This is a genomic window from Micromonospora sp. NPDC052213 (genome assembly GCF_040679695.1).
In the GTDB taxonomy this organism is placed as follows: domain Bacteria; phylum Actinomycetota; class Actinomycetes; order Mycobacteriales; family Micromonosporaceae; genus Micromonospora.
The window spans coordinates 1-18,720 of the sequence record NZ_JBFAVI010000139.1; the positions used below are offsets into that span (position 1 = coordinate 1).

Annotated in this window: 15 protein-coding genes, 1 pseudogene and 2 CRISPR repeat arrays; of the genes and pseudogenes, 11 read left to right on the forward strand and 5 right to left on the reverse strand. The window is 69.5% G+C overall.

What is annotated here, in order from left to right:
- Nucleotides 1–93: 93 nt before the first annotated feature.
- From AB0L34_RS25705 to AB0L34_RS25725, 5 genes are all read right to left on the reverse strand, one after another.
- Nucleotides 94–798 carry a DNA sulfur modification protein DndB gene (locus AB0L34_RS25705; protein ID WP_363707283.1) on the reverse strand — a complete coding sequence of 235 codons (705 nt, stop codon included), beginning with the start codon at nt 796–798 and terminating at the stop codon, nt 94–96.
- A 102-nt stretch (nt 799–900) separates the two neighbouring features.
- The gene (locus AB0L34_RS25710; protein ID WP_363707285.1) at nt 901–1,314 is read right to left on the reverse strand and encodes a hypothetical protein; all 414 of its coding nucleotides are present in this window, start codon (nt 1,312–1,314) and stop codon (nt 901–903) included.
- A 235-nt stretch (nt 1,315–1,549) separates the two neighbouring features.
- Nucleotides 1,550–2,032: a hypothetical protein gene (locus tag AB0L34_RS25715; RefSeq protein WP_363707287.1), complete on the reverse strand. Its 483-nt coding sequence runs from the start codon at nt 2,030–2,032 to the stop codon at nt 1,550–1,552.
- Nucleotides 2,029–2,361 (reverse strand): PadR family transcriptional regulator, encoded by a 333-nt coding sequence (locus tag AB0L34_RS25720; protein WP_363707289.1) that lies wholly within the window; start codon nt 2,359–2,361, stop codon nt 2,029–2,031. Before AB0L34_RS25720 ends, AB0L34_RS25715 begins: the two co-directional genes overlap by 4 nt.
- A gap of 54 nt (nt 2,362–2,415) precedes the next feature.
- The gene (locus AB0L34_RS25725) at nt 2,416–3,186 is read right to left on the reverse strand and encodes an N-acetylmuramoyl-L-alanine amidase (RefSeq protein WP_363707291.1); all 771 of its coding nucleotides are present in this window, start codon (nt 3,184–3,186) and stop codon (nt 2,416–2,418) included.
- 233 nt (nt 3,187–3,419) lie between these two features.
- Between AB0L34_RS25725 and AB0L34_RS25730 the strand changes: the two genes are divergently transcribed.
- The 11 genes and pseudogenes from AB0L34_RS25730 (at nt 3,420) to cas2e (ending at nt 15,996) form a co-directional block, all read left to right on the forward strand.
- Nucleotides 3,420–4,499, forward strand: a complete 1,080-nt coding sequence (locus AB0L34_RS25730; RefSeq protein ID WP_363707293.1) for a hypothetical protein — start codon at nt 3,420–3,422, stop codon at nt 4,497–4,499.
- A gap of 153 nt (nt 4,500–4,652) precedes the next feature.
- Nucleotides 4,653–4,877: pseudogene (locus AB0L34_RS25735) on the forward strand (transposase); the annotation flags it as partial.
- Between the two features lie 326 nt (nt 4,878–5,203).
- Nucleotides 5,204–6,022: direct repeats of the CRISPR family, unit length 28 nt; unit sequence GGAAGACCCCCGCGCGTGCGGGGACGAC.
- A 334-nt stretch (nt 6,023–6,356) separates the two neighbouring features.
- The gene (gene cas3 / locus AB0L34_RS25740; protein WP_363707295.1) at nt 6,357–9,122 is read left to right on the forward strand and encodes a CRISPR-associated helicase Cas3'; all 2,766 of its coding nucleotides are present in this window, start codon (nt 6,357–6,359) and stop codon (nt 9,120–9,122) included.
- 179 nt (nt 9,123–9,301) lie between these two features.
- Complete coding sequence (locus AB0L34_RS25745; protein ID WP_363707297.1) at nt 9,302–9,706, forward strand: hypothetical protein; 405 nt, start codon at nt 9,302–9,304, stop codon at nt 9,704–9,706.
- Between the two features lie 49 nt (nt 9,707–9,755).
- On the forward strand, nt 9,756–11,303 hold the full coding sequence (gene casA / locus AB0L34_RS25750) for a type I-E CRISPR-associated protein Cse1/CasA (RefSeq protein ID WP_363707299.1): 1,548 nt from the start codon (nt 9,756–9,758) through the stop codon (nt 11,301–11,303).
- Between the two features lie 38 nt (nt 11,304–11,341).
- Entirely contained in the window at nt 11,342–11,929 is a 588-nt protein-coding gene (casB, locus tag AB0L34_RS25755; RefSeq protein ID WP_363707301.1) for a type I-E CRISPR-associated protein Cse2/CasB, read from the forward strand.
- Between the two features lie 64 nt (nt 11,930–11,993).
- On the forward strand, nt 11,994–13,178 hold the full coding sequence (gene cas7e / locus AB0L34_RS25760; RefSeq protein WP_363707303.1) for a type I-E CRISPR-associated protein Cas7/Cse4/CasC: 1,185 nt from the start codon (nt 11,994–11,996) through the stop codon (nt 13,176–13,178).
- Nucleotides 13,175–13,984 (forward strand): type I-E CRISPR-associated protein Cas5/CasD, encoded by an 810-nt coding sequence (gene cas5e, locus AB0L34_RS25765; protein ID WP_363707305.1) that lies wholly within the window; start codon nt 13,175–13,177, stop codon nt 13,982–13,984. The genes cas7e and cas5e overlap by 4 nt, the downstream gene beginning before the upstream one ends.
- A 5-nt stretch (nt 13,985–13,989) precedes the next feature.
- Complete coding sequence (gene cas6e / locus AB0L34_RS25770; RefSeq protein ID WP_363707307.1) at nt 13,990–14,727, forward strand: type I-E CRISPR-associated protein Cas6/Cse3/CasE; 738 nt, start codon at nt 13,990–13,992, stop codon at nt 14,725–14,727.
- A 1-nt stretch (nt 14,728) separates the two neighbouring features.
- Nucleotides 14,729–15,721, forward strand: coding sequence for a type I-E CRISPR-associated endonuclease Cas1e (gene cas1e, locus AB0L34_RS25775; RefSeq protein WP_363707309.1), 993 nt, complete (start codon nt 14,729–14,731; stop codon nt 15,719–15,721).
- On the forward strand, nt 15,718–15,996 hold the full coding sequence (gene cas2e / locus AB0L34_RS25780; protein WP_363707311.1) for a type I-E CRISPR-associated endoribonuclease Cas2e: 279 nt from the start codon (nt 15,718–15,720) through the stop codon (nt 15,994–15,996). The genes cas1e and cas2e overlap by 4 nt, the downstream gene beginning before the upstream one ends.
- Nucleotides 15,997–16,014: 18 nt before the next feature.
- Nucleotides 16,015–18,662: a CRISPR direct-repeat array (repeat unit 28 nt; unit sequence GTCGTCCCCGCACGCGCGGGGGTCTTCC).
- The last annotated feature ends 58 nt before the right edge of the window (nt 18,663–18,720 follow it).

Here is an 18,720-nt window from a genome sequence, read left to right on the forward strand (position 1 = left end):
TGGTCGGCCATTACAACCCGAGCCCAAAATAGTTCTCCGGGCCCGACCCGGCATTGGTGGTGACCTGGTCGCGCCCTCTGCTGCCGGCCGGACTTACTCGTCGTCGTCCGCGTCCAGGCCCATCGCCTCGCAGAGCACGCTGATGGCTGCGCGGCGAGATGGGAAGCTGTTGCGCGTGCCGTACCCGCCGGCGCCCGACCCGCTCGGCGTGACGATGCCCTTGGCCATCCAGATCGGGTTGTCCCAGGCGAAGAAGTCGTCCTCGTCCTTGGCGGCGATGGCCTTGAACGCCACCTCCGGGTCCACGTGGTCGGTGTACATCTTCGACATCGCGCCGACGAGCCCGTAGATCACCACGGCGCTGGTCGCGATCGTGTTCTTCCGCTGGGCCTGACGCGCTGGCGTCGAGAGCTTGCCGTACTCCGGGCGGACCTTGACCAGGGAGTCCCAGGCGCTGATCAGCCAGCTGGACTGCGCTTCGACGTCCGCTTGGGTGACGGGGCCGCCCTTCCAGGAGGTCTCGATCGCCCGGCTGATCGTGTTGTAGGCGGTCAGCTTGTGGGAGCTGGCCGACACGGAGTTGGCCAGAACCTCGATGTTGTCCTGGCCGAGGTGTTCGCTGCCGTTGACGAGCCGGCGGGCGAGCTCCTGCTCCTTCGTCTCCGAGTAGGCGTACTTCGCGGTGGAGTCGTTGACCTTGTCGCCCCGGGTGTTGTAGACGGAGGAGGGCGGCTTCGACTGGTTCCACCGGCCGGAGATCCAGACGGCGGAGGGAGAGCTGGTCGCGGTCGGGCACATCACGGCGTCGACGGGCCACGCCGACCTCGCCGCCAGCGCGGCGGCGGCGCACTACGACGACACCGGCACGCAGGTGGCGGTGGTCCGGGCCGGTCGGGACGCTCACGCCACGTGGGTTGCCGGCTCGCTGGTGCCGGAGGCGACGGAGGAGCAGGTGCAGCTGCTGCGCCGGTCGCCGCTGTCGGGGGACTGGCGGTGGATCGGTGGGGCCCGGCAGCTCGTTGCGGCGCTGTGCATCAACGTCGGCGGGTTCCCAGTGGTGCGGGGCCGGTCGTCGGGCGGGCGGGCGTACGCGATGGTCGCCTCCGGGTGGGCGGGCTGGCAGCCCTCGGGCCCGGCCGGCGACCGCCTGGAGCGGGCGCTGTCCCCGGCGGCGTTCGAGGCGGCGGTACGCCGCGCCGTGGTGGCCGGGTTCGCCGCCGAGCGGCAGCGGGCCGCCGTCGCGGTGCAGGCGGAGCGGATCGCCGCGTCGATCGGGCGGGACCGCAGGACGCTCGTGGCGGCGCTGACCGCCACGGTGCGAGTAGGGAGAAAACTGTGGGCTGCAACTGCGGCGCGAAGCGCCGGACCAGCACGGTGTTCGTGCTGTCCTACGGGGACGGCCGCCAGGGCGGGGAGTACGGGTCGAAGACTGACGCGGAGATCGCCGACGTGCGCAAGGGCGGCGGCGGCACGACGCATGGTGCAGAGGTAGAGAGCGGGGGTGCGGCGCTCAACGGCACCCGCACCCCCGAAAGCACTGGCCGACGGTTTATCTGCGCCGACGCCGGACAGGGCGGGTCTCCTTGACCGAGATCTCAATGCGTTGGTCTACCCAGGCCACATCCTTTTTGACACGCAGTCCCGCTTGCTGTCCGAGCCTTTCTGCGGCCGATGGATAGAGGTCGTCGGCCCTGATGGCGGCGATCAGCGATTCCCTGGCTTTGGGGCGTGCCAGGAGTGCCTTCAGGAAAAGGTAGGTGAGGTTCGTGACACGGACGCCGGCTCTTGGTGCAGCTCGACTGGCGGCTCCGATGGTGAACCGCAAGGCGGTCAGAAGCTTGAGCAGCTTGCCGGGCCGGTCGTCGATGACTGCCGCCCACTCCTCGGCATACCCTGCGGCGGTGTCGGGGTCGGTCGTCCAGCGATAGGCAGACCACCGGGTCAGCTTCCGCGCGAGCCAGGGCGAGATGTCGGTGACCTCGTTGACGAGGAGCCCGAACACGATGCCCAGGATGATCTCCCAGCCGTTCACGCCTGGCACCAGCCGAAGGCCAGGCGGGTCCGAATGGCCGGCGCGGTCTTGGCCTGCCGCTGGGCGATCAACTCGCGGGCGCTGGCCACGCCATGCCCGGTGAGCTGGTAGTAGCGGCGGCGAGGCTTGCCGGGTTCGGTGTTCGTGTCCCAGCGGGAGGTCACCCACCGTGACTCGGCGAGCCGCTCCAGGATCTTGTAGATGGTCGGTCCGGACTTCCCCGTGGCCTTCATGATCGCCCAGCCGTGCAGCTCGTAGTCGTCAGCATCGAGCAGGGCGTTCAGGACGGCCAGGAGCGGTCCCGTTACGCGCACAGGTCCGTCAGGCATGCGCTTAACGATAGTAGGTGAAATAAGAGCCGCCCACCCAGGTGGCGACGCCGATCAGTCCGTCGACGCGCAGCCGCTGGTCGCGCTGGAACGCTTCGGCGAGGGCCTTGTACTCCGAGCCGTAGATGCCGTCGTTGCCGGCGCCGCCGAGCCACCGCTTGCCCCGACCGATCGACCAGCAGCGGCGGCTGAGCTGGGTGGCCCACTCGCGCAGCCACGCCCGGTCGGTGCGGCCCTTGAAGTAGCGGTCGTACTTGCCGGAGACGCTGTAGTCGGGGCCGGACGCCGGGCCGAAGTACCAGCCGGCGGGCAGGGGGAAGGCGATCGGCGTGCCGGGCGCGGGCTTGCCGGCGGCTTGGCGGGCGCGGGCGTGGATCCGCCGCCGACGGACAGGCCGGCGTGCAGCCAGGCGTAGATCTCGTCGCCGGGGCAGGAGGTGTTCCCGCGGTCGCGGTGGCCGAGCAGCTGGAGCCGCTTGCCCTTGCGGTCGTTGGCCTGCTCGTAGAGCCACTTGAAGGCGCGGCGGGCGGAGACGTCCTGGCGGCCGGGCTGGTCCTTGCCGATGATGCAGACGCCGATGGCCTCGGTGTTGCGGCCGGAGCAGTGCGCGCCGAGCGTCGTCCACCCGCGGCCCTCGTAGATGACGCCGCTGATGGAGTTGATGAGGAAGTTGTAGCCGATGTCGGACCAGCTCTTGACCCGCATGTGGTAGTCCTGGATCTGGCGGGGGGTCTGCGTTGCCGACGCGGCGGAGTAGTGGCCCATGAAGACGGTCTGCTTCGACCAGGGCACGGTTGAGCGGGACTCGGGTGGCGGGCGCCCCATTCGGCGCGGCTGATGATGTTCACTGGTTGTCCTCCGGCAGCAGTAATCGACTGTCGAGGGACAGGGCTCTACGGTAGCGGTCGCGGTGTCCCGCAGTTGGGCCGAGCCGCGGGTGAGCGCCGACTGTTTGGCGGCCCGCGTCTCCCTCGCGTCGGTTGGCGTTAGCCGGCGCGAGGGAGACGCGGACGGAATCTGAGATGCAACCGACGGGGCCGGCCAGCCAAGATATTCGGGTGCCCGATCCCCACGCCCGTGTCGCCGCCGCCGTGACGACGGTCGGCCGCGTCCATCAGATGATGTTCGATGACCTCGACAATGCGCGGGGCGGATTCGGCTGGTGGCACGGGCACCTGGGTCAAGCCCACACGGTCTTCGCGAGCGACTATCTGCTCCAGATCACCGGTCAGATCGGCTCCTGCCTTCAGGCCGCAGCTTGGCACGAGCTGGAGTTCCGGGAGCAGATGTTCGCGGACACGGACTGGTATCGGCGCAACGCACTTTCGGGGCCCAGCCCACTCGCCGAGCGCGGTCCGGCGGAGCTCCGTCGCCAGCACCGCATCGACGCTGCGGTGGATGGCTTCTTCACGTCGTGCGGTAGCGCCTTGGATGCTGTCGCCGGGACAGGCATTGGTGTGCTCAGCCTGCGGACGGATTTGGTGACAGCGTCCTGGTCAACGTTTACGAAGGCCGCCGCAGGCACAGAGAAGGAGCGCAACAGGCTGCTGGCGCCAAGGGACAGCGAGGCCCGGGACATGCAGGACGCCGCGCTCAAGGAGATACTGGCCGCAGCCGAGCAAGGCCCCCACGGCTGGCTGCCGTGGACGCTCAGCATGCGCAACATGCTGGTGCACCGTGCGCACCGTTTCACGGTCCACCACATCTACTGGACGGACCGCCGCCGGGGCAAGCTCGCGCACTCGCTGCATTTGCCGAGAGACCCCCAGCTCACGGACATTGAGGCGTTCGTGCTCGGCGAGAAGGTCCACGACATGCTCCTGCCGGAGCACGCCGGCGACACGATGGCAGGCGTTCTGGACCAGTTGGTCAGCCTCGCCGCGACCGCGGGTCTTCAGCTGGAGGCGGTGTGGCAACGGCGGCGCGGCGACCCGGAACTGCTTCGTCAGGCCAATGAGCAGTGGCCGGCGCTGTACCCCACGAAGCGGGACCTGTCTAGGTTCACGGGCTTTGGGGGTGCCGTCGAGATCACCGGGAACATGAACGTCAGCCCGCAAGCCGGCCGCCGCTTCGCCGCCTCGCGCATCTTTGACGGGAATCAACAGTTCTGGCAGGCGGCGTTCACGGAGGAGACCTAATACTCCAACGTCACTTGGCTTCGGCGTTGGGCGTGGCGTGGGTATGAGGACGGCCACCGCGTTGATCATCGATGGTTTGTGAGGACAACCGAAGATCGCGCGATGGCCGTGGGCCACAGCCTAGGGCGTGTCCTGCCGATCTTGTAGTGGTTGATCGTTGACGATGTGCCGGTGGTACGTCGTGGTGAACTGACCGACGAGGCGTGGGTGGTGATCGCGCCGCTGCTTCCCGAGCCGGGTGGTTCGCGGGGGCGGTGGAGGGATCACCGGCAGGTCATCAACGGCATCTTGTGGAAGCTGCGCACGGGTGCGCCGTGGCGTGACCTGCCGGAACGTTTCGGGCCGTGGAAGACCTGCCACGAACGGCTGCGCCGGTGGACGGCCGACGGGGCCAGCCCGACCGCGTGATGACCTTCCTTGCCGACGTCCAACCCGAGGAACACGCCGTATTCGCCGTGCACCCCACGCCTCCTCACACGCGTCGCCGCCTCGGCCGCTGGTCTGGGCGTCGGACTGCCGGCAGCCACGTTACGAAGAGACCTACCCACACGGGGTGGCCGTGTCCCTATCAGCGGTCCGCCGACGCCACCCGACCCGGCGACAACACCCCCCGGATCATCCGAACGACAGGGGAAGTAAGTCATACCGGGCCGGGCGACCGAGGAGTCCCCGGCTGGGGGCGATCAAAAAGGTAACGGGGGGGCGGAAGACCCCCGCGCGTGCGGGGACGACCCGTAGCGGATGCCGCGGCGGACGAACACCTCGGGAAGACCCCTGCGCGTGCGGGGACGACTGCTTGTCCCTCTTCCATTGGGTGACCGGCAACGGAAGACCCCCGCGCGTGCGGGGACGACCGGGTGCCTCCCGGGGTGCCGAAGTCGGACGGCGGAAGACCCCCGCGCGTGCGGGGACAACGACCAGGAGACGAACGTCCGCTCGTCGCGGACCGGAAGACCCCCGCGCGCGCGGGGACGACGCGCGGATGGTGAACGCCACGACGTGCGGGGCGGGAAGACCCCCGCGCGTGCGGGGACGACCTGACCCACCGACGTCCCGCAGGCTGGCGTCGCGGAAGACCCCCGCGCGTGCGGGGACGACTCCGCGTCGTAGAGCAGCTGGTCGCGCTCGATCGGAAGACCCCCGCGTGCGGGGACGACGAGTAGCCGGCCTTCTCCGCCATCGCGATCAACGGAAGACCCCCGCGCGTGCGGGGACGACACGGCGGCGACCTGGACCAGCTCGGCGCGGAGCGGAAGACCCCCGCGCGTGCGGGGACGACGGGCCGGCAAGCTGCGATAGACTCCGACCCATGGGAAGACCCCCGCGCGTGCGGGGACGGCCAGCCACCACACCACCCCGGGTGCGAGCACTACGGAAGACCCCCGCGCGTGCGGGGACGACGCCCGCAGCGTGCGAGGGAACCCCCCGCACCCGGGAAGACCCCCGCGCGTGCGGGGACGACCTCGCCGCCGATCAGCGGCGCGTCTTCCGGGCCGGAAGACCCCCGCGCGTGCGGGGACGACACTTGCTGACCTGCGAGTTTATGTAGCGGACGGCGCAAAAAAGTTCGGTTGGCTCATCGAGCTTTCTACCGTCTCAATCTCTTCATCATGGATCTCCTTGGTAGTCAGGTGAATCATATGGAGGAATCTCTGTCTGGCGCGGCTGCACATCGTCGTGGGCCTGGAGATGCGATCCGGCCCCCGGATTCTCAAGTGATCGAGAGGTAGCAGGGCAAAGATCAACACATGGTAGAACCCGAGCGTCATTCGTGGATGATGAGCTCTTCTGTCGTGAAGGCGACTGAATCAGCGCAAGGGCGAGGATTCGTCGGAGGGGGCTTCTACAGTCCGGGGCATGTCGTCGGATCGCGCCGCTGCTCTCGCTGTGCTGTGGGGAAAGTCTGATGCTGGCGGGCAGCCGAACCTGCTCCTGCAGCATCTGTTGGATACCGCAGCGGTCGCGGAGCTGATCTGGGATCGCTACCTCGCTTCCCGTTTGAAGAGTTGCCTGGACCATGTGTCTGGCGGAAACGGACGGGCGTTCTTTGCCCTTCTCTGTGGGTGGCATGACGTCGGTAAGGCGTCTCCGGCCTTTCAGAGCAAGGCCGACAGTTTGGCCCGGGCGGTTCGGGCCGCCGGTCTCACCTGGCGGAGGTTGAGCCGCGAGCAGGCCGGGTGGCATCACACCTGCGCCGGGGCGGTGATCATCGAGTCGGTGCTGCGCCAGGAACGGTGGAACGAGGAGGCGGTGGAGTGGGTGTGGCCGTTGGTGGCCGGGCATCACGGCCTGCTTCCCTCACGTGGTCGGGTATTCAAGACTGCGAGCCGACTCCGTAACGCGCAGGGTGACGGCGCCGCGTGGAAGGCCGCCCAGGCCGCTGTCGTGCACACTGTCGCCGATGCTATTGGCGTTGATTTGGCCCACTTGGCGCCTGTGAAGGTGCCGCGTCGAGGCACGCAACTCGGGCTTTCCGGCTTCGTGGTCATGGCGGACTGGGTCGCCAGCAGCGATCACTTCACGGGTGTTTCCCGTTTGTCGGATGTTTCCATGGTCGCCGCCCGTGAGCGGGCCGTAAAGGTGTGGGCGGCGCTGGAACTGCGGGGCGGGTGGGGTTCTGCGCCGTACCGGCGGTCGTCGGATCTGGTGGCGGCGCGGTTCGGGAAGACAGCACGTCCGTTGCAGGCCGCCTGTGTGGAGTTGGCCGAGCAGATGGCCGTCCCAGGGCTGCTGGTTATCGAGGCGCCGATGGGTGAGGGGAAAACCGAGGGTGCCCTCGCTGCGGCCGAGGTGCTCGGTCGGCGGTTCGGCTGCGACGGCATCTTTGTAGGCATGCCGACCCAGGCGACCAGTGATCCGATGTTCGATCGGGTGCTGCAGTGGGCTGAACAGGTCGATCCGGGACTGCCGGTGGGATTGCTGCACGGCAAGCGGATGTTCAACCCGCGGTGGAATGCCCTCCAACAGGAGGTTCACTTCTCTGGGGTGGACGAGTTCGGCTGCGACGACGAGTTCGGCATGACCGGCGGCGGCCGATCGATGCGCCCCGCGCATGCCCCGGCGCAGTGGTTCCTCGGGGCGAAGCGGGGCATGCTGATGCCGGTCACGGTCGGCACGGTCGACCACCTGCTGTACGCGGCGACGCGCACCAAGCATGTGATGCTCCGGCATGCCGGCCTGGCCGGGCGGGTGGTGATCCTGGACGAGATCCACGCCTACGACGTCTACATGTCGCAGTTCCTCCACGAGGCGTTGCGCTGGTTGGCAGACGCGGGCGTGCCGGTGATCCTACTGTCGGCGACACTGCCGCCGCAGCAGCGGGCAAGCCTGATGCGGGCCTACCTGCAGGGCGTGCAGGGTCGGCGGGGCGTTGACCTGCCGGCTCTAGCCGAAGCATCGGGGTATCCCGTGATGCACGCGCTCACTGCGACCGCGGACGCCGTCACGTGTGCCGCCCGGACGACCGCCTCCTGGCGGCCGACGAAGACCATGAAAGTACAGGTGTGGGAGGAATCCCCGGACGCTGGTGCGGAGGCAGTGGTCAATCTTCTCGACGACGAACTGCGTGATGGGGGCTGCGCACTGGTCATACGGAACACGGTCGGCCGGGCGCAACAGACCTACCAGGCGTTGACCGAGAAGTGGGGTCCCGACGAGGTGATCCTGCTGCATGCCCGGTTGACGGTCGCCGAACGCGCCACGCGCACCGGACGGGCTCTGGAGCTTCTGGGGCCACACGGTGGGCGTCTTGCACGACCGTCCCGCCTGACCGTGGTGGCGACCCAGCTCGCGGAACAGTCCTTCGACGTTGACGCCGACCTGCTCGTCACCGACCTGGCGCCGATCGATCTGCTGCTGCAGCGGGTCGGTCGGGTGCATCGGCATACTCGGCCGGAGCGCACCCGGCCACCCAAGGTCTTCGTCACGGGAATCCGAACGAACCCGGACGGGGCGCCGGTCTTTCCCTCCGGCAGCGAGCATGTCTATAAGCGGTACCCGCTGCTGCGGGCCGCTGCCCTGGTCACCGAAGCCGCCGCTGGAGGTGGCTGGAGCATCCCCGCCGACGTTCCTGACCTCGTGCGCCGTGGCTACGACACCACCGTCAACGTTCCCGCGTCATGGCAGGAGGCGACGGCAGCGGCGCACGCCCTTTGGCAGATGCAAGAGCGCACCCGGCGGCAGGCGGCGGAGGTGTTCCTTCTGGCCGGCGAGAGCGAGCTGGGCACGCCGACCCTTGCCGGACTGCACCAGCGGGCGACCGGCGACCCACCGGACGAGGACGACCTGGCGGTGGTACGCGACGGCCCAGAGTCCGTGGAGGTGATTCTCGTCCGGCAGGCCAGCGGCCGGTATCTCACCCTCGACGGGCGCAGCATCGGCCCCGCCGGCGATGTTGGCGCGGACGCCCTCGTCGAGGAGGTCATCGGATCGACGGTACGACTGCCGGCCCGACCCGCTATCACCGAGGCGGCGAAGCAACTCGACCCGCTACCTGGCTGGTACGGCAACGCCTGGTTGTCCAAGTCCCGGGCCTTGGTCCTCGACGAGCGCAACTCGGCTGTCCTCGGCGGCCGACGGCTGACCTACGACACGTTCCTCGGTCTTGTAGACGATGTTGCATGAGAGCCGCCGGGGTAACCCCGCGTAGGCGGGGACAGCGTGTCGGTCAAACACATCAGCGGAACACCCCAGCGCTGGCCAGGCAAAACGCAGCATATAGACCGCCGGATCGGTTCGCCAGTTCGCCAACCCCAACCTCTAAACAGATCAGGTTGGGCGAAGGGCTGCTAGCATCCATGTCCATGCACGGATTCGAGGAGCGGCAGGTTCTCCAGGCCATCGTCCAGGCCGGTCGGAGGCGTGGCGACTTCATCACGGTCAACGAGATTGCCCGGGCCACCAACCTTGCTGATGAGGTGGTTCAGCGTGCCCTTCGAACTCTCTCCTCGCACGGCGACCGGTTCTTCCGGTCAGCGCTCGAACCCGATGGCCGGACCGTGGTGTACGTCAGCCATGTGACCGTGCATGCCCAGCGTGCCGCAGAGGGTTTGCCGTCGGATCTGGACGCGACCGACGAAGTCCCGGTGTCACCCAGCCGGAAACGCAGGTTGGCCAGCCACGTGGTCAAGGTGGTGGGCGCGACGGTGGTCGCTATCGCCGCCAAGACCATCGCCACATTCGTCACCGACGCGATACATCGTCCATGACTCTTTACGAACTTGCGGAGTGCTGATGGAGAGGCCTTCATTCCACTTGGTGGACGAGGCATGGGTGCCGGTCGTCGAGCGCGGGTGCCCTCGGTTGCTGCCACTAATGGATGCGTTGACCAGGGCGCATGAGATCGACGGGTTGGCCACGGCCAATCCGCTGGAGACCGTGGCTGTGCTGCGGCAGGTGCTGCTGCCGGTCTACCTGGACGCCTGCGGCATCCCTGACAGTGAGGGCGAGTGGAAGAGGCGGTGGAGCGTCGGGCATCTTCCGGCCGAGAGGATCAAGGAGTATCTGGGCGAGCAGCGGGACCGGTTCGATCTGTTCGGTAGCCGCCCGTTCGGTCAGGTGGCGGGGCTGCGGACGGCCAAGGACGAGGACAAGCCGGTGTCGTTGCTGATCGCGGCGACGGCGACCGGTAACAACGTGCCGTTGTTCACGCCGCGTACGGAGGCGAACCCGCCGGCGTTGACTCCTGCCGAGGCGGTTCGTGCCATGCTGGCCACTCAATGCTGGGACACGGCGGCGATCAAGTCGGGTGCGGCCGACGACCCTCAGGCGAAGGGCGGCAAGACCACCGGGAACCCGACGGGACCGTGTGGGGCGCTGGGTGTGACGGTGCCGATCGGTCGCACGCTGGCCGAGACGCTGCTGTTGAACAGCCCGATCGTCCGGCAACCGCCTCCCGATGATCGTCCGCAGTGGCGGCGGGAACGGGCACTGACCGGCGCCTGGGAGGTGCGAGGTGCGGTGGGGTTGTTGGATCTGCTGACCTGGCAGTCCCGCCGGGTGCGGCTCATTCCCGAGCGGGCTGCCGACGGTGGGGTTGTGGTGCGTCGGGTGGTCCTGACCGCAGGTGATCGGCTGCAACCGTTGCCGCAGGATGTGGAGCCGCACACCGCGTGGCGGCGGGTCGACAAGCCTCGGGTCGGTCAGGCGCCGGTGACGCCTGTGCGCCACGTCGCTGGGCGGGACGCGTGGCGGGGCTTGGCGCCGATGCTCGCCACGGTGCCGCAGGAGAGCCCGGCGTTCACCAGCAGCAAGCTACTCGCCCAGCTGGCCGACCTCGGTGTCGACGACCTACCGGTGCAGGTGTTCACCGTGGGTGTGGCGTATGGCAACCAGTCGGCGGTGGTCGAGGATGTGATCGCCGATTCGATCCCGTTGCCGTTGGCCGCGCTCGTGCCCGGTGAGGTGCGTCAGGTCATCGAGACGGTGGTCGATCAGGCCGAGCAGCTGCGCCGTGCCGGCAACCGGCTCGATGATGACCTACGGCGCGGCAGCGGCGGTGACCCGGTCCCCTGGGACAAGGGGCTGAAGCTGGGTGATGCGCTGATGCACGACCTCAACCCGGTGGTGCGCCGGCTGTTGGCGGGGCTGCAACGTGAGCCCGACCGGTACGACAACGCCGAAGACGCCTGGCGCAGGATCGCGCAGTCGGTGGCCCTCGCGGTGGCAGAGCCTGCACTGGCCGCCGTGGCGCCGACGGCGTTCCTCGGGCGCGTGGACGACAAGCAGAAGAAAACCTATCGGGCGAGCCTGGCCGAGGATTGGTACCGCGAATCGGTCCGCAAGATCCTCGGCATCGAACCCTGACCCCCTACCCCCTATTCGAGGCAGCGGAGACGTGCGGAATGACCAGCAGTGATGACAAGGCCAAGCGAAAGCCGAGGCCCTACTTCTGGGAGCGGGACTACTCGCAACAGACGCCCGAGGGCAAGGACCTTGCCGCGTTGCGCAGCGGACTGGGTCGGGAGGCCGGGGACGTCCCGGCGATGTGGCGGTATTACACGCAGCTGCGATCCGACGGGCGGGCCAGCCGGGAGTTGCGTGCTGAGCACGCCGCTCTCGTTCTGTTCGCCATGCATCAGCAGTCCCAGTCGAGGTTGATGCACCAGCCGAACGTCGGGCTGGGCTCGGCCATGGCCAAGCTACGGGCCAGCGGCAGGTACACCACCGACGCGGTCGACAAGCGCTTCGGCGCAGCGGCGACCGCGACGAGCTTCACCGAGGTCGTCGCCCACCTGCGGGGACTGGTGAGCCAACTGCGCACCCTGAGCCCAGCCCAGCCGCTGGACTACAGCCTCCTGTCGCGCGATCTACGCGACTGGCAGGACCCCGACAGGATCCACAGGGTCCGGCGCCGATGGGGCTCGCAGTACTTCACCTTCCGCACCGAGGCCGACGCCCCAGCGGAAGCCAGCACCACCGCGAAGGCGTAACCGCGGCACCTTACAACGGCCGACCACTGCACCCCGATATCTGCCCTACGTCCAAGGAGAACCGGTGACCGACCCACGCACCTACATCGACATCCACATCCTGCAGACCGTGCCGCCGTCGAACCTCAACCGGGACGACGCGGGCAGCCCCAAGCAGGCCGTCTACGGCGGGTCACGCCGGGCCCGGGTCTCCTCCCAAGCATGGAAGCGTGCCACCCGCAAGGCGTTCGAACACGAGCTGCACCTGCCCGCCGACCAGCTGGGCACCCGCACCAAGCGGGTCTCCACGCTGCTCGCCACCCGCATCGCCGAACGCACCGGCCTGGACGGCGAGGCCGCGACCCGGCTGAGCAACGCCCTGCTGACCCACGACCTCGACATCAAACCCGGCAAAAAGGCCGCCGAGAGCGCCTACCTGCTGTTCTTCGGCCGCAACCAGCTCGACGCCATCGTCGACCTGGTCGCCGACCGCGCCAGCGAGCTGACCGCACTCGCCGACGACGCGCTGGCCAAGGCCGTCGCAGACCTGCCCGTCCGCGCGCAGCTGACCGTCAAGCACCCGATCGACGTGGCCTTGTTCGGCCGGATGGTCGCCGACATCCCCGCCCTCAACGTCGACGCCGCCACCCAGGTGGCCCACGCCCTGTCGGTACACCCCGTGGAAATCGAGTTCGACTACTACACGGCCGTCGACGACGAGAAGACCGCCGAAGAGGATGCCGGCGCCGCCATGATCGGCACGGTCGAATTCACCTCAGCGACGCTGTACCGGTTCGCCACCCTCGACGTGCACCACCTCGCCGACAACCTGGACAAGGACCCGGACGCCACGATCAACGCCACCCGGGCGTTCCTGCGCGCATTCGTCACCTCGATGCCCACCGGGCACCAGAACACCTTCGCCCACCGCACCATCCCCAGCGTGGTCAGCTACGTCGTGCGTACCGACCAGCCGGTCAACCTCGTCTCCGCCTTCGAAAGCCCCATCCGCAGCCGCGACGGCATCGCCGGCAAGGCCGCCGTGCGCCTAGCCGAGGAACTGCACCGGACCAGCACCACCTGGGGCCTAACCCCCCTGGCCGTCGCCAGCGTCTACGACCCGGCCACGGCCGCCGCCGCGAACGGCCACCACGACACCGCGGCCACGCTCACCCAGGCTTTCGGCGCGGCGCGCAGCCTGGACGAGGCCATCGACGCGACCATCGCCGCCGTGCGGCCCCGCCTCGGCCAGGTGGCCACGCCCCGATGACCGACGAAGCCTTCTGCCTGGTCCTGCGGCTAGCGGGGCCACTGCAGTCCTGGGGTGGGCGCGGGCAGTTCAACCGCCGCGACACCCTTGAGGAACCGACCAAGAGCGGCATCCTCGGGCTGCTCGCCGCCGCGCAAGGGCTACGCCGGCAGGACTCGATCGAAGACCTGCTCGGTCTGCGCCTCGGTGTCCGCACCGACCAGCCCGGGTCGCTGCTACGTGACTACCACACGGTCAGCGACCACCGGGGCCGGCCGCTGCCGTCTGCCGCCGTCACCGCCAAGGGCGTACAGAAGCCGACCTCGCCGGCGAAGTACACGCACGTCACGCACCGGTTCTACCTGCAAGACGCGGTGTTCGTGGCGGCCGTCCACGGCCCGGTCGACCTGCTGCACACCCTGGCCAGCGCCCTGCGCAACCCGGCGTTCCCCCTGGCTCTCGGCCGGCGGTCCTGCCCGCCGACGATGCCCCTGCTCCTGACACCTGACACCACGAACCGGGCCGACCGAGACGCGCTCTGGGCCGGTCAACCCCTTGGCGTGCTCGCACAGCTGCCTTGGCAGGCCACGGACCGCCACCGCGGCTCCCGATTCCGCCGTGACGCCCGTCCCTCCGCCGTCGACCTGCCGGTCACGGTCGACGACGACCACGGCAACGACGTGCGCGTCGACGTGCCGCAGTCGTTCGACCCGCTGCGCCGCGGGTTCAACACCCGTCGCGTACGCCAGGAATGGGTGCGTGTCACCACCGGTTGGACCGACACCGACCAGACCGACCACGATCCCTTCGCCCTGCTCGGGTGGTAACCAACATGCCTTTTCTGTCCCGCATCCACCTCAACCCGCTCCGCACCCAGACGCAGCGCATGCTGCGCAACCCGCAGGTACTCCACGCCGCCGTCCTCGGCGGCCTCAGCCGCCAACCCGTGACCGAACGCGTCCTGTGGCGGCTGGAAACCCCACACCAGCACCAACTCGCGGTCCTCGTCCTAACCCAGTCCAAACCCTCCTGGGAACACCTGATCGAGCAGGCCGGCTGGCCCAACGCCGACGAGCCGCAAGCCCTCATCAGGCCCTACGAGCCGCTGCTCGACCAAATCCAGCGAGGGCGCATGTTCGCCTTCCGGCTCAAAGCCAACCCCACCAGTGCCACCAAGAGCCCCAAGAAGCCGTCCGAGACACAGGCCCAGCAACTCACTGGGGAGCGCCCCCGAGGCGTACGCGTCGCACACCGCAGGCTGCCCGACCAGCTCACGTGGCTCACCGAACGACTGGGCCGCGCCGGCTGCACCCTGCCAACCGACACCGTCAACGGCAACGAGGTGCCCGCAGTCCAGGCGACCGACCGCCACCGCCTGCGCTTCCACAAGAACGGCCGACGCACCGAGACACCCCCGGTGATCCTCGAAAGCGTCACCTTCGACGGCCTGCTACACATCCAGGACCCCGCCCTGGCCCGGGAAGCACTGCTCGACGGCATCGGCACCGGCAAGGCCTACGGATTCGGCCTGCTCACCCTCGCCCCACCACAACCCCGCCAGGAGCCGTGAGGTGTGGTGGCTGGCCGACCCGCAAGACCTGCACCGGATCAGTGACCGCATCTCCAGCGTCTACGCCGAACGCTGCCACATAGACCGCGACGACAACGCCGTCGTCCTGGTCAACCGGGAACGCACCATCCGCGTACCCGCCGCGATGGTCGCCACCCTGCTCGCCGGCCCCGGCGCCCGCATCACCACCGCCGCCGTCCGCCTACTCGCCGACTCCGGCACCGCCCTGTGCTGGGTCGGCGAGAAAGGCGTACGCCTCTACGCCAGCGGCATCGGCCCCAGCCGCGGATCCCAACTCCTCCTCCGCCAGGCCTACCTGGTCACCCGCACCAAGGAACGCCTCGCCGTCGCCCGCCGCATGTACAGCATGCGGTTCCCCGGCGAGGACGTCAGCGCACTCACCATGCAGCAACTACGCGGCCGAGAAGGCGCCCGAGTCAAGAAGATCTACCGGACACACTCAGCCCGCACCGGCGTGCCCTGGGACGGCCGCCTCTACAAACCCGGCCAACCCTTCGAAACCGGCGACGACGTCAACCGGCTCCTCTCCGCCGGACACAGCTGCCTCTACGGAATCTGCCATGCCGCGATCGTCGGCCTCGGCGCCAGCCCCGGACTCGGCTTCGTCCACACCGGCGGCGCCACATCCTTCGTCCTCGACATCGCCGACCTCTACAAAGCCGACTACACCATCCCGCTCGCATTCGACCTCGCCGCCAAAGGCCTCACCAGCGAACGCGACGCACGAACAGCCTTCCGCGACCGAGTCGCCGACGGCAAACTCATGACCCGCATCGTCCAAGACATCAAAACGCTGCTTCTCAGCGAAGGCAGCGAGGTCATAGACCAAGACGCCCACGAACTCTGGGACGACGCCCTCGGCTCCGTACCGGGCGGCATCAACTGGGCCACCGACTACGCCGACAGCCTTGATGGCACCTCGTTCATCGGCGTCACCGGGCCAGACCTCAGCGAACCGAGGATGGACTTTTGACCGTCGTCGTCCTCATCGCCGTAGCCGAAGGACTCCGCGGCCACCTCACCCGATGGATGATCGAAGTCGCCGCCGGAGTCTTCGTCGGCAATCCCAGCGCCCGCGTCCGCGACCGCCTCTGGACACTCCTCGCCACCCGGGTAGGAGACGGACAAGCCATCATGATCGAACCAGCAAACAACGAACAAGGCTGGGCCATCCGCACCGCCGGCCGCGACCGGTGGGTACCCGTCGACCTCGACGGACTGATTCTTTCAGCCCGCCCTCGCCGATAAACGCCCAGGTCAACAAGTGTCGTCCCCGCACGCGCGGGGGTCTTCCTCCAGTCGGGCAGGTCGGTGTACGGCTCACGGGGTCGTCCCCGCACGCGCGGGGGTCTTCCCAACGGCCCCGCAGCCCACCGCGCCACCGCTCGGTCGTCCCCGCACGCGCGGGGGTCTTCCGCCGTACGGCGGCCACGACAGCAGCAGGGTCCGGGTCGTCCCCGCACGCGCGGGGGTCTTCCCCGGGCGGCGCTGCTGGGTGTGTCCGTGCAGATGTCGTCCCCGCACGCGCGGGGGTCTTCCCGCCATCAGGTCATCGAGCACCTGCGCTGGTGTGTCGTCCCCGCACGCGCGGGGGTCTTCCTCCCGAGCAGCGATCGCGAAGCGGCTCGGCCGGGTCGTCCCCGCACGCGCGGGGGTCTTCCGCCCCCGCCGCCGCCCCGCCCCTCGAAGCCACCGTCGTCCCCGCACGCGCGGGGGTCTTCCGAGGGCCGCGACCACATCAGCACGAAGGCCGTCGTCGTCCCCGCACGCGCGGGGGTCTTCCCTGGTGGGCCAGGAGCCCGACCCCGACACGGCGGTCGTCCCCGCACGCGCGGGGGTCTTCCGCGCCACACGCTGGCCACGTTCTCGATGTGGCTGTCGTCCCCGCACGCGCGGGGGTCTTCCGCCCGACAGCGACGAGCCGCTCGCCTTCGACTAGTCGTCCCCGCACGCGCGGGGGTCTTCCGGGCATGCGCGGTCTACGTCAGGCGGGGGAAGAGTCGTCCCCGCACGCGTGGGGGTCTTCCGGGGTTACTACAGGGCGGAGCAAGTCAGCGGCGGTCGTCCCCGCACGCGCGGGGGTCTTCCCGTGACCTGACGTTGCAGCTCCACCAACTGGAGGTCGTCCCCGCACGCGCGGGGGTCTTCCCTGGAGGGCATGGCGGAGCGTGGCGGCGGCGAGGTCGTCCCCGCACGCGCGGGGGTCTTCCCTGCCGCACGCCGCCGACACCGACTGGCGGGTCGTCGTCCCCGCACGCGCGGGGGTCTTCCGGAGAGTACGTCCATCTGGTTCCGACCCTGCCGGTCGTCCCCGCACGCGCGGGGGTCTTCCCGCCAACTTCAGGACCGTCGGCGGCACTGGTTTGTCGTCCCCGCACGCGCGGGGGTCTTCCCGCGCGGGCGGACGTGTCGCGCCAGACGACCTGGTCGTCCCCGCACGCGCGGGGGTCTTCCCTCCATGTCGGACCTGTTCCACGACCAGGTGCCGTCGTCCCCGCACGCGCGGGGGTCTTCCGGTTCACGCCGACCTGCGCTGGGACCGGAACGTGTCGTCCCCGCACGCGCGGGGGTCTTCCCGCGCAACCCGATAGAGGTTCCGCTGCCACCAGGTCGTCCCCGCACGCGCGGGGGTCTTCCGTGGGGCCAGGACGTCCCCGTCACCGACGAGGCGTCGTCCCCGCACGCGCGGGGGTCTTCCGCGGTGACCCACCTGGAGAACAGCAGCCGCAGTGTCGTCCCCGCACGCGCGGGGGTCTTCCGGCCAACTGGCAGGACCGGATGGCGAAGGCGTTGTCGTCCCCGCACGAGCGGGGGTCTTCCCCGCCGCCAGTACCTCCGCACGGCGGACGGTATGTCGTCCCCGCACGCGCGGGGGTCTTCCGGCAGGCCGAGGGAGCCCCGCGTTGCTCCCCTGGTCGTCCCCGCACGCGCGGGGGTCTTCCCTGGCTTGACGCCGGCGGCGCCGAGGGCGACCTGTCGTCCCCGCACGCGCGGGGGTCTTCCGTGCGGGCACGTCGACGTCGGGCGGCTGCTCGGGTCGTCCCCGCACGCGCGGGGGTCTTCCCTGGACCGACTCCTGGACGTATGAGCCGACGAGGTCGTCCCCGCACGCGCGGGGGTCTTCCGTACGGGCTGGCGTTCCGGTTCCTGCCCGGGTCGTCGTCCCCGCACGCGCGGGGTCTTCCCCGGGTCCGGGCGATCATCGCCGGCATCTCCGCGTCGTCCCCGCACGCGCGGGGGTCTTCCGGTCGGCGTCTACTGGACGGGCGCGGAGAACGAGTCGTCCCCGCACGCGCGGGGGTCTTCCACGAGCAAGGAGAAACCTATGCCGCACCCGCACCGTCGTCCCCGCACGCGCGGGGGTCTTCCCGGCGAGATGCTCGGCCCGGAGACGCCGGTCGGGTCGTCCCCGCACGCGCGGGGGTCTTCCTCTTCCGCAAGGCCCTGCCGAACGGGAAGGTCGGTCGTCCCCGCACGCGCGGGGGTCTTCCCGAGAACTACACGGTGGCGGGTGTGACGTCGGGGTCGTCCCCGCACGCGCGGGGGTCTTCCGCTCATCGCCCGCATGAAGGCCCGAACTCGCCCGTCGTCCCCGCACGCGCGGGGGTCTTCCGGTGGGGGTGGCGCTGGTCCTGGCGTCGCAGCAGTCGTCCCCGCACGCGCGGGGGTCTTCCGGTGGGGGTGGCGCTGGTCCTGGCGTCGCAGCAGTCGTCCCCGCACGCGCGGGGGTCTTCCGTACACCGGTCTGCAGGCGCTGGGCCTGCGCAAGTCGTCCCCGCACGCGCGGGGTCTTCCGCGCGCGGCTGTGGCTCACCGGTGATGGCCGGTCATCCCCGCACGCGCGGGGGTCTTCCTTCGGCAGGGCGGGTACGTGCGGAACGGCACCGTCGTCCCCGCACGCGCGGGGGTCTTCCGGCCACCGGCCGCTGCTGCTGCGCCGGGTGCGTGTCGTGCCCGCACGCGGGGGGGTCT

What these genes read in the sequence shown, in the direction of transcription:
- cas5e (WP_363707305.1), top strand. Translation starts at nt 13,175, where the DNA reads ATGACCGACGAAGCCTTCTGCCTGGTCCTGCGGCTAGCGGGGCCACTG.
- AB0L34_RS25705 (WP_363707283.1), bottom strand. Translation starts at nt 798, where the DNA reads ATGTGCCCGACCGCGACCAGCTCTCCCTCCGCCGTCTGGATCTCCGGC.
- AB0L34_RS25720 (WP_363707289.1), bottom strand. Translation starts at nt 2,361, where the DNA reads ATGCCTGACGGACCTGTGCGCGTAACGGGACCGCTCCTGGCCGTCCTG.
- AB0L34_RS25745 (WP_363707297.1), top strand. Translation starts at nt 9,302, where the DNA reads ATGCACGGATTCGAGGAGCGGCAGGTTCTCCAGGCCATCGTCCAGGCC.
- cas6e (WP_363707307.1), top strand. Translation starts at nt 13,990, where the DNA reads ATGCCTTTTCTGTCCCGCATCCACCTCAACCCGCTCCGCACCCAGACG.
- AB0L34_RS25725 (WP_363707291.1), bottom strand. Translation starts at nt 3,186, where the DNA reads ATGGGGCGCCCGCCACCCGAGTCCCGCTCAACCGTGCCCTGGTCGAAG.
- casB (WP_363707301.1), top strand. Translation starts at nt 11,342, where the DNA reads ATGACCAGCAGTGATGACAAGGCCAAGCGAAAGCCGAGGCCCTACTTC.
- cas3 (WP_363707295.1), top strand. Translation starts at nt 6,357, where the DNA reads ATGTCGTCGGATCGCGCCGCTGCTCTCGCTGTGCTGTGGGGAAAGTCT.